We start from the raw sequence: 19,506 nt of genomic DNA, 5'->3' as shown, positions 1-19,506 counted from the left end.
CGGCACCTCGGTACATCAGGCAGATTGTTTTCGACTGGTTTGGGGTTGCTGCGCAACCCAGCGGGAGCAAGCTCCCTCGCCACAGGGGGTCGATATCCGTGTCCACCACCGAGTCCGCTCCCACAGAAATACTGTTTCACCCCCAGGCCTTGCGTCAGGCGTTGAAGTCGCTGGCGTGCAGGTCCTTGACGCCCACCAGTTCGAACTCGAATTCGGCGGTGGCGTCGGCGTCGGTGCTGCCATAGACGATGCCATCGGCAAAGCGCAGTTGGCCGGTGGCGTTGGTGGGGTCGAAGGCATTGCTGCCGATGAACGTGAAACTGTCGACCACGACAGTCAACGGGTTGGCGTCCAGTGCCGTCAGGTCCAGGTGATCGCCCTCGGTGGTCTTGAAGCCGTTGATCACGTCGCGCTGGGCCCCGACGCCCATGTCCGACAGGGCGGTGAACGCGTAGGTGTCCGCGCCCGTGCCGCCGGTGAGGTTGTCGGTGCCGGCGCCGCCGATCAGGCGATCATCGCCGGAGCCGCCCACCAACGTGTCGTTGCCGGCGCCGCCGTTCAGCACGTTCGCCGCGCTGTTGCCCGAGAGGGTGTCGGCGTAGGCACTGCCCGTGACGTTCTCGATGAACTTCAAGGTGTCGAGCCCGGAGCCCACGGTGTTCTGTTGGGCTGAGGTCGAGAGGTTGACGGTCACCGCCGCCAGGGAGCGTTCGAAGGACACGGTGTCGTTGCCGTCTCGTCCGTCCAGCACATTGTTGCCGGTGCCGGCGAACAGTGTGTTGTCCAAGGCATTGCCCGTGCCGTTGGCGGCGCCCGTGCTGTCGATGTACAGGTTCTCGACGTTGTTGCCCAGGGTGTAGGTCGCCAGGCTGCTGTGCACGCTGTCGATTCCACCCGTCAGCGGGTTGCTGTTGGTCTCGATCACGCTGTCGTCGACGTTGTCGACGAAGTAGCTGTCGTTGCCGTCGCCACCGCTCAGGCTGTCGGCGCCGGCGGCACCGTCGAGCACGTTGTGGGCCGCGTTGCCGGTGATGAAGTTGCGCCGCTCGTTGCCGGTGCCGTCGATCTCCGACACGCCGGTGAGCACCAGGTTTTCGAGGTTGGCGCCCAGGGTCCAACTGACCGAGGCCTGCACGGTATCGATCTGTGAAGTCGACGTATTGGTTTCCACCACGCTATCGAGCGCATTGTCGACCACGTAGATGTCATTGCCGTCGCCGCCGGTCATGGTATCGGCACCGAGGTCGCCGTCCAGTATGTCGTTGCCCGAGCTGCCCACCAGGGTGTCGGCCTGGTCGGTACCGGAGATATGCCCGCCCTGGTTCTGCGCGTTGTCGAAAATGTCCTGCACGCTGTTGTTGTCGTTGGGATTGCCTTGAAAGCCCAGGTCGCCGGCGATGTAGTCGGCCAGGCGCTGGCCGACGATTTCCGCCGATTCCTCGTGCAGGTGCCAGACGTCGTCGGGATACACCAGCGGATCGACCTCGTAGCGCAAGGGCAGGTCGGTGTAGTCCACCGCCAGCTTCACGTCGGCGCGCTCGGCGGCCATGGCTTCCTGGGCGGCGCGGACATAGCCGACGCCTTCGACAATCGACGCGATTTTCTCTTCCGAGTAACCACGGGCCCGGGCCGCGTCTTGCTCGTAGTGACCGGTCTCCATCAGATACACGCTGAAATCGCCGAACTGGGCATGCAGGTAATCGAACACCTTCAGGGTCGCGGCCTTGTAGGCGGCGGCTGCGGCGGTCTTGTCGGTGGCGCGGGCGATTTCCTGGGCGGCTTCCTCGCCCTGGCCCCAGATGATGCCCATGGTGACGTTGTCGATGGCCTTGAGCTCGGTGAGCTGATCGCGCAGTAGCGTCACGGCGCGCAGCAACGCGGCCCCGGGCTGGTTAGTGTCGGTCAGCCACCAGCACAGTTGGAGCTCTTCGGGGCTGAGGGTCGACAGGCCGTTGACCGTGCTGCCCCCCACCGCGATGTCGATGCCGTTGCCATCGGCGTCGGTGAACTGGCTGCGCACGTCATAGGTGGTGTAGCGGTCCAGGTCGTCGACCAGCATCGAGGTGCCGGACTGGTTGTCGTCCTCGGTCATGCGCAGCAGCCGCGCATTGGATTGACCCAGGGTCGGCAGGTACAGGATGTCTTGCTGGGCGCGCTCGCCGAACACGAAGTCGCTGGCGGTGAGGGTGTTGAGGTAGTTGCCGTTGAGGGCGATCTCGAAGCGATTGCCATCGGCGTCGGCATTGGCGGACTTGATGTAGGTCTTGTCGCCAGCGGCATTGAGGGTCATGTACAGCGTGCCGTTGCTGCCATCGCCGAGGCCGGTAAAGCCCAGCCCCGAGACGTCGATCTTGTCCACGCCCGCGGTGAAATCGTAGATCGTGTCGGTGGCCGTGACGCCGCCAGTGTCGTAGTCGCGGTAGCTGTCGAGCACGTTGCTGTAGCGGAAACTGTCGGCACCGTCGCCGCCGTACAGTGAGTCGCGTCCGGTGCCGCCGTCGACGATGTCCGCACCACTGCCGGCCTTGATCGTGTCGTTGCCGCCGAGGCCGAGGATCAGGTCCGCGCCCGTCGTGCCATTGAGGGTTTCGGCGTTGCTGGTACCGGTGATGGTGTTGGCGGGCGCATCGGCCACCGCCAGCGCGAAACTGTCACTGACCGATGCGCCGGAGGGGTCCGTAGCCTTGACCAGCACGTCATAGTTGCCCGCCGCCGTGCTGGTGGGCGTACCGCTGAAGGTCAGGCTGGTGGCGTTGAAACTCAGCCAGGCGGGCAGGGCGCTGCCGTTGGCGAGGGTCGCGGTGTAGGTCAGCACATCCTGGTTGGCGTCGGTGAAGCTGGCGTGGTTCACGGTGTAGGTGAACGGCGTGCTTTCGCTGGCGTTCTGGTCCAGGAGCGGGATCGCCACGACGGGCGCCACGTTGGTGGGGGTGTTCTGATCAGCGAAGACAAAATGGCTGGCCGTCAGGCTGCTGACCAGGTTGCCCGCCAGGGACACTTCGAAGCGATTGCCATTGGCGTCGACGGTGAGGTCCTTGAGGTAGGTACGGTTGCTTGTCGCGCTGTAGGTCACTTGCAGCGTGCCGTCGAGGCCATTGCCCAGGCCGGTGTAGCCGAGCGCCGAGACATCGATCTTGTCGGCGGCCACGTCGAAGTCGAGGATCTGGTCACTGGCGCTGGTGGAGCCGGTGCGGTAGCTGTCGAGCTTGGAGGTGTAGCGGAACACATCCGCTCCGGCGCCACCGGTGAGCTTGTCCACGCCCGTGCCGCCGACCAGGATGTCATTGCCGGCGCCACCGTTGAGGGTGTCGTTACCCGCGCCGCCGAACAGTTGCTCGTTGGCTGCGGTGCCGGTCAAGGTGTCGTTGTTCGGCGTGCCGTTGATCACGATGGGGGCGGGCACGTCCTGCACGGCGAGGTTGAAGCTGTCGCTGACGCTGGCGTTGTGGCCGTCGGTCGCGATGACCTGGATGGCGTAGGTGCCCGACGCGGTGTCGGGCGGCGTGCCGCTGAAGGTGCGGGTGGCGGCGTCGAACGTCAGCCAGGTGGGCAGGGCGCTGCCATTGGCCAACTTGGCGGTGTAGCTCAGGCTGTCGTTGTCCGGATCGGTGAAGCTGGTGGCCGGCACCACGTAGCTGAACGGGGTGTTTTCGGTCGCGTTCTGGTCCGGCAAGGGCGTGGCCAATACCGGTGCCTGGTTGGTCGGCGAGGACGTGGCGAAGACGAAGTTGGCGCTGGTCAAGGTATTGAGGTAGTTGCCGTCCAGCGCCACTTCGAAGCGGTTGCCGGCGGCGTCGGCCTCCAGGGATTTGATGTAGGTCTTGGTGCCGGCACTGTTGAGCACCAGGTACACGGTGTTGTTCTTGCCGTCACCCAGGCCGGTGAAGCCCAGGGCGGACAGATCGATCTTGTCGGCGCTGATGTCGAAGTCGGTGATCAGGTCGCCCAGGTTGGCCCCGCCGGTGTTGTAGTTGCGGTAGCTGTCCAGGCGGTTGGAAAACACAAAGGTGTCCGCCCCGGCGCCGCCGGTGAGGGTGTCCATGCCGGCGCCACCGTCGAGCTTGTCGTCGCCGGCACCGCCGCCGATGCTGTCGTTGCCGGCCAGGCCGAGCAGGGTGTCGGCCGCGTCGCTGCCCAGCAACGAGTCACTGCCGCTGGTGCCGGTGATCACGCGGTTGAAGATGAAGTTGTTGGCGGTCAGGGTGCTGGCCAGGTTGCCCGCCAGGATCAGCTCGAAGCGGTTGCCGCTGGCATCGGCATCGTAGTCCTTGATGTAGGTGCGGTCGCTGCTGGCGCTGTAGCTGACCTGCAAGGTGCCGCCACGGCCATTGCCCAGGCCGGTGAAGCCGAGGCCGGCGAGGTCGATCTTGTCCTGGGTGACGTCGAAGTCGGTAATGGTGTCATCGAAGCTGGCTGTTGCGTTGCGGTAGCTGTCGCTCTGGACGGCGAAGCGGAACGTGTCGGCGCCCGTGCCGCCGGTGAGCTTGTCGATGCCGGCGCCGCCCACCAGGACATCGGCCCCGGCGGCGCCGTTGATGGTGTCATTGCCCGCGCCGCCGTAGAAAATCTCGCTGGCGCTGGTGCCCAGCAGGGTGTCGTTGCCCGCCGTGCCCTGCACCGTGGTCATCGGCACCGTGGCGCTGACGTAGCTGCCATCGCCATAGACCAGCGTGGCGCCCTTGCTGGTGTGGCTGATGGTGTTGGCGAGGATGGCGTTGCGGTCGGTGCCGTCTTCGTTGCGCTCGGCGACGCCGTAGGTCGACAGGTCGCTGCCGCTGATGATGTTGCCCTGGATGGTGTTGTCGCTGCCGTTGAAGTACTTGCCGGACACGCCCAGGGTGTCGTCGTAGGACTGGATGATGATTTCCGGTACGGCGCCGCCCAGGGCGTTGTTGTTGAGGGTGTTGTCGATGATCTCGACGTGGTTGCTGCCGTAGATGCGAATCCCGGCGCTGGCGTTGTCGTGAATGTCGATGCCGCTGACGGTGACCTCGCTGGAGAGCTTGACCAGCACCCCTTCGGCGCCGTTGCCGTACACCTCGCCGCCGGTGATGGTGATCTGGGTGGGCGATGGGATGTTCTCGCTGCCACGCTGCACGACGATGCCGTTGCCGCCGTTGTCGTAGGCAACGTTATTGGTCATGGTGAAGTCGTGAGTGCTGGTGACGATGTTGAAGCCGTGGCGATCGTTGTCGTAGGCGACGTTGTTTTCAAAGGTGCTGTCGCTGAGGAAGTCGGCGACGAAACCGTCCAGGCCGTTGCCGTGGGAGACGCTGTTCTTGATGACCATGTTGACGGTCTGCTCGTGGGGGTCGAAGCCGTACCCGGAGCAGTCCTTGATCTCGACGCTGTCGATAGTGACGTTGGAGTCGTAGCCTTCCTGGCCTGGAATGTAGCCATTGAACCAGCCATCGATCTTGCCGGTGGTGTGGTCGCGGTTGCCGTCGATGGTCAGGTTGCTGATGCCGAAATCATGGGTTTCCTCGCCGTATGCCGAGCGGATGACGCCGGTGATCTTGGTATCGGACCCATCAGCCACCTTGACCGTGGTGGCGCCCATGCCGTCGCCGTACAGGTGCACATTGCTCTTGAGCATCAGGCAGCCGTCGGATGGCTCCGCGCCACCAGAAACGATGTACGTCCCCCCGGGCATGTACACCTGGCCCCCACCTGCGGCCGCCGCTGCATCAATCGCACTTTGGATCGCTGCCGTGTCGTCAGTGATGCCGTCCCCTTTGGCGCCAAAATCTTGTACGTTGAAAATCATGAGCTTATCTCCGTATCAGGCTGGAAACCTCGGTGCTTGCCAATATTCCATCGGCGGCCACGGTGTTATGACCCAACGGAGCGCAAAAGTTTTGACCGCATATCGGCACCGGTGTCAAAAAATCGGACTTACGGATCAACGGTTGTGAGGTGTTTCAAAAAAGTAACGGTTCATTGACGCTTTCCGCCAACCCGCAAAACCCGTGGCGAGGGAGCTTGCTCCCGCTGGCCTGTACAGCAGGCCCCTGCATATTTCAGGTAAATCACATTGCCCGCTCTTGCGACTGCTGCGCAGCCGAGCGGGAGCAAGCTCCCTCGCCACGGGGTGGGGGGCAGGTGGAGCGGACATGGGCTTTACTTGATTGGCATCAACCCCAACCCGAGGCCCGCGCGGTAGCCTCCAATAAACGTTCAGGTGGTCGAGGCACCCCATGATCTATCCGCTGTTTCTGACCCTGCACCTGTTCGCCGCGCTGGTGTTCATCGGCACGGTTTTCTTCGAGGTCCTGTTTCTCGAAAGCATCCGCAAACAACTGCCCGCCAAGGTCATGGTGCTGCTGGAGCAGGGCATCAGCCGGCGTGCCCGGCAGTTGATGCCTTGGGTCTTGCTGGCACTGTTCGGTGCCGGGGCCGGGATGGTCTGGCTGCGGTACTGGCCGCTGTTGGTGGCGCCGTGGCAGTCCTCGTTCGGCTTGCTGCTGGGGTTGAAGATCCTGCTGGCATGCAGTGTCCTGGGGCATTTCCTCTGGGCCATGTGGCTGTTTCGCAGTGGGCGCATGAACGCCCGTTACGTCCATATCATCCACACCAGTGTGTTCCTGCACATGGTGGCGATCGTGTTGCTGGCCAAGGCCATGTTCTACGTCGCCTGGTAGGCGCAGGCCGCGGGCTTCAAGGCGCTTGATACAGGTCAAGGTGGCTGTTCCGGTTACATTGGACAATGTCCGCGTGCAGCTACTCGGAGATCGTCATGTTCGACCTGTTTCATACCCTCGGTGAGCGTCCCTGCGGACGAGCTCCCGTGGTGACGGACCTGGACTGTCCGGTCGGCACGGGCAAGTTCCACGGCGGCGTCGGTTCGCTCGACCTGCTGCGGGGCTTGCGCAACAGCCGTCAGAAACGCCGGCCGCTGTCACTGGCAGTGCACCTGCCGTCGCGGTTGCGACTGGCCTCCTGTTCACCCCTTGCCAGCGTCTGCCAGTGCGGCGAGATCGAGGGCTACCTGCAACGCCTGACCTATGAAATGGGGCTGGTCGGTTGCCACCTCGGCACCGGGCGGCGGGTCGAGCAGTTTTGCCTGACCGGTGGCACGCCGGTGATCGCGCATTTGCAACGGCTGATGGGTGATCTGCGCAAACGCTTCGATTTTTGTGAATACGACAGCGGTGACCACAGCATCGAGGTGGACTTGCACCACACGGACTGGTCCACCATGGGGCTGATCCGCGACCAGGGCTTTACCCATGTCAGCATCGGTGTTCCCGACATTGGCGTGGACAGCGACCTGTCCGTAGACTGCTACCAGAACCCGGCGCCGATTCATTCGCTGATCGACGCGGCGCGCACTTTCGGTTTCCGCTCCATCAACATCGACCTGGGCTATGGCCATGCCTGGCAGACGCCCCAGAGTTTCGCCTTGAAACTGGCGACGTTGATCGAGCTGGAGCCGGATCGGTTGCACGTTTTCGATTACTCGCGGGCGCCTTATCGTTATCGTTCGAAAAACGCTGGCGTGGCCGGCGCGTTTTGCAGCCAGGCCGACAAGGACGCCATGCGCAGGATCTGCTGCGAACAGTTGATCGGCGCGGGGTATCATTACATTGGCCTGGGGCAGTTTGTACGGGCCGACGACGACCTGGCGGTCGCCCAGGAACACGGGCGCCTGCACCGTAATTGCCAGGGGTTCACCCGTCATGGCTGCTGCGACCATGTGGGCTTCGGCCTGGCGGCCATCACCCAGATCGAGCACTTGTACGTGCAGAACACCGAGGACCTGCTTCAATATTGTCAACAGCTGGACGCCGGGCAATTGCCAGTGTCTCGCGGCTGGCGCTGTGAGCAGCAGGATCAGGTCAGGGCGGCCGTGACCGAGCAGCTGTCCTGCGACCTGGAACTGGACATTCCGGCTATCGAAGCGCGTTTCGGCCTGGTGTTCCATGAGCATTTCGCCTCCATCTGGCCGCTGCTGGAGGCTCTGCAAGACAAGGGACTGATCGAATTGTCGCACCGCTTCATCGGCATTCTGCCGGCGGGACGCCTGAATGTGGATGCGATCTGCAACCTGTTCGACCCCGGTCCGGATGATGCGGGCCCTTACTCCTTTGAAAAGTTGAACGCCTCATGAAAGCTGCATCCGGTTTCAATCGTGCCTTGGTGGAAAAATACGACCGTCCAGGGCCGCGCTACACCTCTTATCCCACGGCGCCGCAGTTTCACCAGGCCTTCGCCATGGACGAGTACCGCCAGGCGGCCCAGCGCAGCAATGAGGCCGCGGTGCCCAAGCCGCTGTCGGTGTACATCCATATCCCGTTCTGCCAGAGCCTTTGCTACTACTGCGCCTGCAACAAGATCATCACCCGCAAGACCCACCGTGCGGTGGAGTACCTGACGTATCTCAAGCGAGAAATCGCCCTGCAGGCGAGTCTGTTCGACCGCTCGCGCAAACTGACCCAGCTGCACCTGGGCGGCGGAACTCCGACCTACCTGACCCAGGCGCAACTGGCCGAGCTGATGGCGTGCCTGCATGAAGCCTTCGACATGGACGACAGTGACGCCCACGAATTCTCCATCGAGGTCGACCCGCGCACGATCGGCGCCGAACAGCTCCGTGGGTTGCGTGAGCTGGGGTTCAATCGGCTGAGCTTCGGCATCCAGGATTTCGATCCCCAGGTGCAAGCTGCCGTCAATCGGGTGCAAAGCGAAGCCCAGGTCGGTGCCTTGGTGGAGGCGGCCCGCGAGGCTCGCTTCAAGTCGGTCAGCGTGGATCTGATCTATGGCCTGCCGCTGCAAACCATTGCCAGTTTCGATGTCACCCTGAGCAAGATCATTGCCCTGCGGCCGGACCGGATCGCGGCCTACAGTTACGCGCACCTGCCGCAACGGGTGCGGGCGCAACGAATGATCCGCCCCGAAGACATGCCGCCACCGGAACGCAAGATGGAATTGCTCGAACTGACCATCAACCGCCTCACCGAGGCCGGCTACGTCTACATCGGCATGGACCATTTTGCCTTGCCGGACGACGAACTGGTGCGCGCTCGCGCCCAGGGCACCTTGCAGCGCAATTTCCAGGGCTATTCCACCCATGCCGACTGTGACTTGATTGGCCTGGGCGTGTCGTCGATCGGCAAGGTCGGCGACAGCTACAACCAGAACGTCAAGGAGCTTTCCCAGTATTACGCTCGCCTGAACCAAGGCATGTTGCCCGTGCAGCGGGGCTATCGACTGAGTGACGATGATCGCTTGCGGCGCGAAGTCATCAGCGAATTGATGTGCCATGGGCGCATCGATTTCGCTCGGATCGAAGCCGAACACGGCATTCGGTTCACCGAGTACTTTGCCGATGCGCTGGCGCGACTCCAGGAACTGGTGGGCGACGGCCTGTTGGAGATTCGCGACGCAGAGCTGGTGCTGTTGCCCCAGGGGCAATTGATGATGCGCAACGTGGCGATGGCGTTCGATGCGTACCTGGGCGCGGACCAGCAGGTTCAGTATTCGCGTACAGTTTGACCCGCACATCTGTGGCGAGGGGGTAAATCCCCTCGCCACAGATGATTTGTTTAGTTAGCTAGAGCGGTGTCGAACCCCAAGTCCATATCGATGGTCCATGCCACTCCTCCAGAGAATGTAACCTGGGTCACAACGTTGATCGTCAGGCAGCCAGGTTCGTCCGCTCTCGTGCAATAAAAATTTACTCCGTGCAGAAGAGATGAGAAAAGCTATGCAGTTTTCTCACGGATACGGACCTCCCCATGCCTCGTTCAAAACTGCTCACTACACTGTTTGTCGCACTGCTGGCCGGTGCGGCGCTGTGGTACGTGTGGATGATTGCCAGTGCCAAGCTGCAATGGGGCGGGAGCAGTCCTGATCAGCAGTTACTGGGCACCGTGAAGGACACCCGCTTGCGCGCGATGACCCAGTACTGCACGGGCGTGACCGTGACTGCGCAGGGCACCTGGCTGGTGGCGCGCCTGGAGAGCGAGGCCCGGGAGTTGGAGCCGTCGGCCGACGTCGTGGACTTGGATGCGGTGGTCTATGGCAAGCCGGAGGAGAACAAGGCGTCGGAAGAACCGGGTGCCTTTGCCCGTTTGCTCTCGCGCAACGACAACGAAACCTCGTTCATTTCCCGCCTGGACGCCCAGGGACAATTCCAGCTGGTGGCGCATGTCAGCGGCGCTGCCTGCCTGGTCGCCACTGCCGACGGGGCCAGCGTGTTCCTGCTCACGGGCCTTGACCGGCCTGAAACGGCGAGCACCGATGAGCTGCGCCAGACCGTGGTGCTGCGCAGTGACGATCAGGGCCGGCGCTGGACCTGGTTGAGCAAAGGTTGGTTTGCCGAGGCCGATCAATTGGCTTGGAACCTGAACCTCTATTTCCATGGCGCGAACGAGGTGTGGGCCTTGGGCCGGCCGGGCGCTGCGGACGACGGCAGCGGTGAAGCGACGCCAGGTGTCGTGTCCACGGGCGTGTCCTACTCGGCCGATCGCGGCGCGAGCAGCACCCCGATAACGGCGCCCGAATCGTTGTTGGTGTCCACTGAATACCTGCGCGACAAGCGCCCCGAGATCACCGATTGGCACACAACGGACGGCGAGCACGGGGAGATCCGCAGCCATGTCCTGCAGTTGGATGCACAGCGGGCCTATATCTGGGTCTCCCAACGCTTCTGGGGCAGCAATCCGGACGGTGTCGGCGACAACGTCGCGTTCAACGTCACGACGCGAGCCCGGTTGCAGGCCAAGGCCGGGCAGTGGCAGGTGGTGGATGTCCTGCGCGAGGACAACCTGTTCATCGGCAAGCTGGTGCAGAACGCTGCGGGGCGGGCGATCGGCCTGATCGACCAGGGCGACCGCGGTCGGGAGGTTGTGGCCGAACTGGACACGACCGCATTGACCTGGCATGCGTTGAGTGAGCTGCCCAGTGTGTTCTCGCCATTGGCCTCGGACAGCCAGTTGCGCGAGGGCCATTTCTGGGTGGGGCAGGACACCCTGCTGATCAATACTTCCAGCGAACACCGTCCTCCGCGTTGGCTCTACGGGTGGTCGGACGCGAGCATTTCCGCCGATGGGGTGTTCTATTCCAAGGATTGGGGCCGCTCCTGGCAACGCCTCGCCATCGAGGGTTACCTGGGCATTGTCGGTTTCTTGCCGGCGCAGGATCGGGTGATCTGGGCCAAGGGCAATTGGTACGACAATAATGACGGCGGCATTTATTCCTATGGTTTGCGCTGACACCAGCCCAAACAACTCAAAACCTGTGGCGAGGGAGCTTGCCCCCGCTGGGCTGCACAGCAGCCCCCAAACCTGCTGTCGCGGTGCTTCAGGTCGATCGCGGCCGGCTTCTTTGGGGCTGCTTCGCAGCCCAGCGGGAGCAAGCTCCCTCGCCACAGGACTGTTCAAGGTTTGGGTGTTGGGGTGAAAGTAAGATCGCTGTCGCGGGCAAGCCTTGCTCCCACATAACCTTGTTCCACATAAGTCTTTGCGAGTTGATTTCAATCAAGGGCCGGGGGAGGGGGGGAGTCCTACCATGACCGCCAAGATCCTGTCTTTAAGCCTTGGCGTCCATGATCCCTTCCTCACTGATGCTTCACCCTTTGCGTTTCTGGCTCCGTGGGTTGTTCGTTTTCCTGATGCTGGTCGCGGGCCTGGCCCACGCCAAGGACTATGGCGACATCGAGCAACAGCGCATCCATCATGTCCTTAACCAGACCGATTCGATCTCCGCGCCTGAAGGGCGGTTCAAGGTGCGCACGTTGTCCGCCGCCGGCAAGGTCATCGGCTACGTGTTCCAGAGCCTGGACGCGGTGGACATTCCTGCTTATTCAGGCAAGCCGATCAATGTCCAGGTGATCCTCGATCCCGCCGGTGTGATCCTCGACGCCTATGTGCTGGAGCACCACGAACCGATCCTGCTGATCGGTATCGCCGAGGAAAAACTCCACGCATTCAGTGCGCGCTACAGCGGCATCAAGGTCAATCAACGGGTGGTGGTGGGGCACTCCAGCGACCCGAACGCGGTGACCGTGGATGCGATTGCCGGCGCCACCGTCACGGCGATGGTGGTCAACGAAGTCATCATGCGCGCCGCCCACGATGTCGCGGTGTCCCTGGGCCTGGTCAAGGGCGATGCAGGGTTGGCCGTGGCCCCGGCGCGTGTGCGTGAGGATCTTTACACCCCGGCGGACTGGAACACCCTGACCGGTAACGGTGCGGTGCGTCGCCTGCATCTGACACGGGGTCAGGTGGACGCTTCCTTCAAGGGGACCGACGCCGAACAAGTTGAAGTCGCCAGCGCCGAACAGGCCGACGACACCTTCATCGACTTGTACGTCACGCACCTCAACCCGCCGACCATCGGCCGTAACCTGCTGGGCGAGACGCAATACCGCGAGCTGATGAAAACGCTCAAGCCGGGCGAACAGGCCATCGCCGTGATGGGCAGCGGACGCTACTCCTTCAAAGGCTCGGGTTACGTGCGCGGCGGCATTTTCGATCGGGTGGTGCTGCGCCAGTTCGGCGACACCATCAGCTTCCGTGACATGGACTTCCAACGCCTGGACGACGTGGCCGCCGACGACATGCCGGACTTCGATGAAATGGCCATTTTCATCATTCGCGCCTCGCACCGTTTCGACCCGGGTTCGCCCTGGAGCCTGGAACTGCTGGTGCGCCGCCAGACCGGCCCGGTCAGCGGGATCTTCAGCAACTTCGAGCTGGCTTATCAACTGCCCGAGCCCTACCTGGAACGACCACTGCCCACCCCCGAACAACTGGCGGCGGCCGAAGAAGCCAGCCGGCCGATGTGGCTGACGCTGTGGTACCAGAAGAGCGTCGAGATCAGCGTGCTGGGTGCGGCCCTGCTGGTGCTGACGACCATCCTGTTCCTCCAGGACGCGCTGGCCCGACGGCCGAAACTGCTGCATTGGGTACGCCGGGGTTATCTGGTGTTCACCGTGGTGTTCCTGGGTGGCTACGCGTTGGCGCAGCTGTCGGTGGTCAATGTGCTGACCTTCGTCCATGCGTTGTTCGAAGGTTTCCGCTGGGAGCTGTTCCTCACCGATCCGCTGATCTTCATCCTCTGGGTCTTCACCGCCGCCAGCATCCTGCTGTGGGGCCGCGGGGTATTCTGCGGCTGGCTGTGTCCGTTCGGCGCGTTGCAGGAGCTGATCAACGAGCTGGCGCGCAAGTTCAAGGTGCCTCAGTACGAGCTGCCGTTCGCCGTGCATGAGCGGCTGTGGGCCATCAAGTACATCATCCTGCTGGTGCTGTTCGGCGTGTCCCTGGAATCGATGGCCACCGCCGAACGCCTGGCCGAAATTGAACCCTTCAAGACCGCCATCACCCTCAAGTTCGACCGCCAGTGGTGGTTCGTCGCGTACGCGGCGGGTTTGTTGGTGATCAACCTGTTCACCCGCAAAGTCTATTGCCGCTACATCTGCCCACTGGGCGCCGCCCTGGCGATGCCGACCCGGATGCGGCTGTTCGACTGGCTCAAGCGGCGCAAGGAATGCGGCAACCCTTGCCAGTTGTGCGCCAAGGAATGCGAGATCCAGGCGATCCATCCCGATGGCCGGATCAATGCCAACGAATGCCATTACTGCCTCGACTGCCAGATGACCTGGCACAACGAAAACAAATGCCCGCCGCTGATCAACAAGCGCAAGAAGCGCGGCAAGGCGACCGCGAGCGATCCGCAACTGATTCCCGTGGTGCAGGTGACCCCGGCGCCTTGAGGCACACCCAAATGGCCTGTCCCTTGACCGTTTCATTCTTCATGGAGCACACAGCATGAGCGACAAAAAAAACCAAACCCCTGGCGCGGTGGAAGAACCCAGGGGTGTCAGCCGCCGCAGTTTCCTGGGCACCGGTGCGGTAACGGGCGCCGTCCTGGCCGGCGCGACGGCGCTGGGTGCCGGCACGTTCACCCGTGAAACCTGGGCCGCAGCGGCCAAGGAGGCCAAGTCCAAGATCCACGTCGCGCCTGGCGAACTGGACGAGTACTACGGTTTCTGGAGCGGTGGCCACCAGGGCGAAGTGCGGGTACTGGGTGTGCCGTCGATGCGCGAGCTGATGCGCATCCCGGTGTTCAACGTCGACTCGGCCACCGGCTGGGGCCTGACCAACGAGAGCAAGCGCATCCTGGGGGAGAGCGCCAAGTACCAGAACGGCGACTGCCACCACCCGCACATCTCCATGACCGACGGCAAGTACGACGGTAAATACCTGTTCATCAACGACAAGGCCAACTCCCGGGTCGCGCGCATTCGCCTGGACATCATGAAGTGCGACAAGATCCTCACGGTGCCCAACGTGCAGGCGATCCATGGCCTGCGCCTGCAAAAGGTGCCGTACACCAAATACGTGTTCGCCAACGGCGAGTTCGTGATCCCGCATCCCAATGACGGGCGCACGTTCGACCTGCAGGACAAGAACAGCTTCACCATGTTCAACGTCATCGACGCCGAGAAAATGGAAATGGCCTTCCAGGTCATCGTCGACGGCAACCTGGACAACTCCGACGCCGACTACACCGGTAAGTACGCCGCCAGCACCTGCTACAACTCCGAGAAGGCCTATGACCTGGGCGGCATGATGCGCAACGAGCGCGACTGGGTGGTGGTGTTCAACATTCCGCGCATCGAGGCGGCGGTCAAGGCGGGCAAGTTCATCACCCTGGACGGCTCCAAGGTGCCGGTGGTCGACGGTCGTAAAACCGACGGCAAGGACTCCGAGTTCACCCGCTACATTCCGGTGCCGAAGAACCCCCACGGCTGCAACACCTCGTCCGACGGCAAATACTTCATCGCCAATGGCAAGCTGTCGCCCACCGTCTCGATGATCGCCATCGACCGCCTGGACGACCTGTTCAACGACCGCTACAAAGACCCACGGGACGTGATCGTCGCCGAGCCGGAGCTGGGCCTGGGCCCGCTGCACACCACGTTCGACGGACGCGGCAACGCCTACACCACGCTGTTCATCGACAGCCAGGTGGTGAAGTGGAACATGGACGAGGCCATCCGTGCCTACAAGGGCGAGAAGGTCAACTACATCAAGCAGAAACTCGATGTGCAGTACCAACCCGGTCACAACCACGCTTCGCTGACCGAAACCAGCGAGGCGGACGGCAAGTGGCTGGTGGTGCTGTGCAAGTTCTCCAAGGACCGCTTCCTGCCGACCGGCCCGCTGCACCCGGAAAACGACCAGCTGATCGACATCTCCGGCGACGAAATGAAGCTGGTGCACGATGGCCCGACGTTCGCCGAGCCCCATGACTGCATCCTGGCGCGGCGCGACCAGATCAAGACCCAGAAAATCTGGAACCGCAACGACCCGTTCTTCGCCGAAACCGTGGCCCTGGCCAAGAAGGACGGTATCAACCTGGAGACCGACAACAAGGTCATTCGCGACGGCAACAAGGTGCGCGTCTACATGACGTCCATGGCGCCGGCCTATGGCCTGACGGAGTTCACCGTCAAGCAGGGCAACGAAGTGACGGTGACGATCACCAACATCGACCAGATCGAGGACGTTACCCACGGCTTTGTCATGACCAACCATGGCGCCAGCATGGAGATCAGTCCGCAACAGACCTCGTCCATTACGTTCATGGCCGACAAGCCAGGCCTGCATTGGTATTACTGCAGCTGGTTCTGCCACGCGCTGCACATGGAAATGGTCGGACGCATGCTGGTCGAGCGGGCCTGAGTCGGCGGATCGAGGAGAAAGGTCCAATGGCCGGGAACACGCAACGATCTGCGGGTCGCGCCCGTAAACCGGCCATTGCGCTGATGCTGCTCGGATTGTCGAGCAGCACGCTGGCCGCACCGCAACCGATCACCGACCTGCCTTTGCAGGCCGCAGGCGAACAGCAATGGCGCCTGCCCGCCGGGCAATACCAGGGCTCGTTCAGCATCGATCAACCGATGACCCTCACCTGCGAGCCTGGGGCGGTATTCCAGGCGCAGGGCGAGGGCAACGGGCTGATCATCCGGGCGCCGGACGTCCAGGTCCAGGGCTGCACCTTCCTGGACTGGGGGCACGACCTGACGGCCATGAACGCTGCGGTGTTCATCCAGCCCATCGCGCAGCGCGCGCAGATTCGTTCGAACCGGATGCAGGGCCAGGGCTTCGGCATCTGGGTCGATGGCACGCGGGACGTGAGCCTGATCGACAACCACATCCAGGGCGATCCCGGCCTGCGCTCCCAGGACCGTGGCAACGGTATCCATCTGTATGCGGTGCATGGCGCGCGTGTCATCGGCAACCAGGTGCACGAAACCCGCGACGGCATCTACATCGACACTTCCAGCGGCAACCTGCTGCAAGGCAATACCCTGGAAGATCTTCGCTACGGCGTGCACTACATGTTCGCCAACGATAACCGCCTGCTGGGCAACATCACCCGACGTACCCGCACGGGCTATGCCTTGATGCAGAGCCGCCAGTTGACGGTGATCGGCAATCGCTCCGAACAGGATCAGAACTACGGGATCCTGATGAACTACATCACCTATTCCACCCTGCGCGACAACTTCGTCACCGATGTGCGCGACGGGACCACCGGCGACACCATGATCGCCGGCGCCGAGGGCAAGGCCCTGTTCATCTACAACTCATTGTTCAACCGCATCGAAGGCAATCATTTCGAGCGCAGCGCCGTGGGCATCCACCTGACGGCCGGCTCGGAAGACAACCGCATTGCCGCCAACGCCTTCGTGCATAACCAGCGCCAGGTCAAATACGTCGCCACGCGCTTGCAGGAATGGTCGGCGGACGGTCGCGGCAATTACTGGAGCGACTACCTGGGCTGGGACCGTAACGGCGACGGCCTGGGCGACGTGGCCTATGAGCCCAATGACAACGTCGACCGCCTGCTGTGGCTGTACCCCCAAGTCCGCCTGCTGATGAACAGCCCGGGCATCGAAATGCTGCGTTGGGTGCAGCGTGCCTTCCCGGTGATGAAATCCCCCGGGGTCATGGACAGCCATCCCTTGATGGAGGCGCCGGTCCTTGCCCCCTTACGCAACAGTGCTCAGGAGGACGCGTCGTGAACGTCGTCGAGATCGAAGGTGTCAGCCAGCGCTACGGCGATGTCGCCGTGCTGCGCGAGCTGAACCTGAACCTGGCCCAGGGCGAAGTGCTCGGCCTGTTCGGGCACAACGGTGCGGGCAAGACCACCACCATGAAGCTGATACTCGGCCTGCTGCGCGCCAGCGAAGGCGAGGTGCGCGTGTTTGGCCGCCAGCCCAGTGACCCCAGCGTGCGACGAATGCTGGGCTACTTGCCGGAAAACGTCATGTTCTATCCGCAGTTGAGCGGGCGGGAAACCCTGCAACACTTCGCCCGGCTCAAAGGCGCCGCCCCGGAACAGGTCGAGCGTTTGCTGGAGGAAGTGGGACTTGCCCAGGCCGCACAGCGGCGGGTGCGCACCTATTCCAAGGGCATGCGCCAACGCTTGGGGCTGGCCCAGGCCTTGCTCGGCCAGCCACGGCTGTTGCTGCTGGACGAACCGACCGTGGGCCTGGACCCCATCGCCACCCAGGACCTCTACCAGTTGCTCGATCGCCTGCGTTGGCAGGGCACCAGCATCATCCTGTGCTCCCATGTGTTGCCGGGCGTTGAGGCGCACATCAACCGCGCCGCGATCCTGACCCGTGGGCGCCTGTTGGCCCTGGGCAGCCTGGACCGGCTGCGCAAGGACGCCGGGCTGCCGACGCTGATCCGCGCTTCGGGCCTGAGTCGCGCCGGGCACCTGCAACAGCACTGGCGCAGCGAAGGGCATGCGACCCAGGGCTGGGGCAATGAAGGTTTGCAGGTGTCTGCGCCGGACGGCAGCAAGCTCGTGCTGTTGCGCCAGTTGCTGGCCCAGGACGACCCCTCGGACGTCGAGATCAAACCGCCGTCCCTGGAGGACCTGTACCGCCATTACATGGTCCGCGCGGCCGCCGAGGAGACCCGTTCATGAACCCGATATGGAACATGGCCCGCAAGGAACTGAGCGACGGCCTGCGCAACCGCTGGTTGTTGGCGATCAGCCTGTTGTTTGCGGTATTGGCCATTGGCATTGCCTGGCTGGGCGCCGCGGCGTCCGGTCAGCTGGGTTTCACCTCGGTGCCAGCCACCGTGGCGAGCCTGTCCAGCCTGGCGACTTTCCTGATGCCCTTGATCGCCTTGTTGCTGGCCTATGACGCGATTGTCGGTGAAGACGAAAGCGGCACCTTGCTGCTCCTGCTGACTTATCCGTTGGGACGCGGCCAATTGCTGCTGGGCAAGTTCGTCGGCCACGGCCTGATCCTGAGCCTGGCGACGTTGATCGGCTTCGGCTGCGCGATGCTGGCCATCGCCATCCTGGTGGACGATGTGCAATTGAGCCTGCTGCTCTGGGCCTTCGGTCGCTTCATGGTCTCCAGCACGCTGCTGGGCTGGGTGTTCCTCGGGCTGGCCTATGTGCTGAGCTGCCTGTCGGCGGAAAAGTCCACGGCGGCCGGCCTGGCGCTGGGGGTGTGGTTCTTCTTCGTGCTGGTGTTCGACCTGGCGCTGCTGGCGCTGCTGGTGCTCAGTGAAGGGCGGTTCAGCCCGGATCTGTTGCCGTGGCTGCTGTTGTTCAACCCCACCGACGTGTATCGATTGATCAACCTATCCGGGTTCGATTCTGCCGCAAGCGGCGCCGCAGTGCTGACGCTGGGCAGTGACTTGCCGGTAGCGGGGCCCTGGCTGTGGCTGTGCCTGGTGGCCTGGATGGTCGTGCCGTTGTGGCTGGCCTACCGGTTGTTCAATCGCCGGTGCCCATGAAGTTTCTGATCTTGATGAAGGGAGCATGCAACGATGAACAGGGTTTATTCCAAGGCTGGCCGGGCGCTGGCCGGTGTGTTGATCTGCCTGGCGCTGGCGGCCTGCGACAAGGCCGGGTCAACGCCACCCAGCGAGGCGACGCTGGCGTTTCACCCCAGTGACGAATGCCATGTGTGCGGCATGGTGATCACCGACTTTCCGGGACCCAAGGGCGCAGCGGTTGCCGCTGGCGGCGTGAAGAAATTCTGCTCGCCGGCGGAAATGATCGGGTGGTGGCTGCAGCCGGAGAACCATCGCGATGACGTCAAGCTGTATGTCCATGACATGGGGCGCGGCCAGTGGGAAAAACCGGACGATGCGCACCTGATCGACGCCCGCACCGCGTACTTCGTCATCGGTACCGGCCTCAAGGGCGCCATGGGCGTCGTCCTGGCCTCATTCTCCGACGCCCAGGCCGCGCAGAAACTGGCCACCGACACCGGCGGCCGGGTGCTGCGCCTGGAAGACATCGACCAGAAGCTGCTGGGTCAGGCGAGCATGAGCTCGATGAGTCACTGAGGCGCCAGGAACATCACTCACTGACCTGTGGGAGCTTCACTGACCTGTGGGAGCAAAGCTTGCTCGCGATGGCGGCGGCCCAAACAACCCAATACCCAAGCCTAAACAGCCCCCTGTGGCGAGGGAGCTTGCTCCCGCTGGCCTGCGCAGCAGGCCCCTGCAATGCATC

At 63.0% G+C, this 19,506-nt stretch carries 11 protein-coding genes; 10 read left to right on the top strand and 1 reads right to left on the bottom strand.

Features of this window, described 5'->3' with window-relative positions; translation table 11 throughout:
• Positions 1-154: 154 nt before the first annotated feature.
• A complete protein-coding gene (locus tag ACODSJ_RS18105) occupies positions 155-5,767 on the bottom strand; it encodes a putative Ig domain-containing protein (RefSeq protein ID WP_489103035.1) in 5,613 nt (1,870 codons plus the stop codon).
• Between the two features lie 430 nt (positions 5,768-6,197).
• On the opposite strand from ACODSJ_RS18105, the gene ACODSJ_RS18100 reads away from it, so the two are divergent.
• From ACODSJ_RS18100 to ACODSJ_RS18055, 10 genes are all read left to right on the top strand, one after another.
• Positions 6,198-6,641, top strand: coding sequence for a CopD family copper resistance protein (locus ACODSJ_RS18100; protein ID WP_489103034.1), 444 nt, complete (start codon positions 6,198-6,200; stop codon positions 6,639-6,641).
• Between the two features lie 95 nt (positions 6,642-6,736).
• Positions 6,737-8,110 (top strand): oxygen-independent coproporphyrinogen III oxidase, encoded by a 1,374-nt coding sequence (locus ACODSJ_RS18095; protein ID WP_489103033.1) that lies wholly within the window; start codon positions 6,737-6,739, stop codon positions 8,108-8,110.
• Positions 8,107-9,495 (top strand): oxygen-independent coproporphyrinogen III oxidase, encoded by a 1,389-nt coding sequence (gene hemN / locus ACODSJ_RS18090; RefSeq protein WP_489103032.1) that lies wholly within the window; start codon positions 8,107-8,109, stop codon positions 9,493-9,495. The genes ACODSJ_RS18095 and hemN overlap by 4 nt, the downstream gene beginning before the upstream one ends.
• Positions 9,496-9,737: 242 nt before the next feature.
• Positions 9,738-11,216: a hypothetical protein gene (locus tag ACODSJ_RS18085; protein WP_489103031.1), complete on the top strand. Its 1,479-nt coding sequence runs from the start codon at positions 9,738-9,740 to the stop codon at positions 11,214-11,216.
• Positions 11,217-11,566: 350 nt separating this feature from the next.
• Positions 11,567-13,717 carry a transcriptional regulator NosR gene (nosR, locus tag ACODSJ_RS18080; protein WP_489103030.1) on the top strand — a complete coding sequence of 717 codons (2,151 nt, stop codon included), beginning with the start codon at positions 11,567-11,569 and terminating at the stop codon, positions 13,715-13,717.
• Positions 13,718-13,772: 55 nt separating this feature from the next.
• On the top strand, positions 13,773-15,692 hold the full coding sequence (nosZ, locus tag ACODSJ_RS18075) for a TAT-dependent nitrous-oxide reductase (protein WP_489103029.1): 1,920 nt from the start codon (positions 13,773-13,775) through the stop codon (positions 15,690-15,692).
• 26 nt (positions 15,693-15,718) lie between these two features.
• Entirely contained in the window at positions 15,719-17,038 is a 1,320-nt protein-coding gene (locus tag ACODSJ_RS18070) for a nitrous oxide reductase family maturation protein NosD (RefSeq protein WP_489103028.1), read from the top strand.
• The gene (locus ACODSJ_RS18065; protein WP_489103027.1) at positions 17,035-17,952 is read left to right on the top strand and encodes an ABC transporter ATP-binding protein; all 918 of its coding nucleotides are present in this window, start codon (positions 17,035-17,037) and stop codon (positions 17,950-17,952) included. Before ACODSJ_RS18070 ends, ACODSJ_RS18065 begins: the two co-directional genes overlap by 4 nt.
• Entirely contained in the window at positions 17,949-18,779 is an 831-nt protein-coding gene (locus tag ACODSJ_RS18060) for an ABC transporter permease (RefSeq protein ID WP_489103026.1), read from the top strand. The genes ACODSJ_RS18065 and ACODSJ_RS18060 overlap by 4 nt, the downstream gene beginning before the upstream one ends.
• A gap of 33 nt (positions 18,780-18,812) precedes the next feature.
• Complete coding sequence (locus ACODSJ_RS18055) at positions 18,813-19,337, top strand: nitrous oxide reductase accessory protein NosL (RefSeq protein WP_489103025.1); 525 nt, start codon at positions 18,813-18,815, stop codon at positions 19,335-19,337.
• Positions 19,338-19,506 lie beyond the last annotated feature (169 nt).

It is taken from the genome of Pseudomonas sp. FG6 (assembly GCF_057809015.1).
This window is presented reverse-complemented; position numbering and strand designations above follow the sequence as displayed.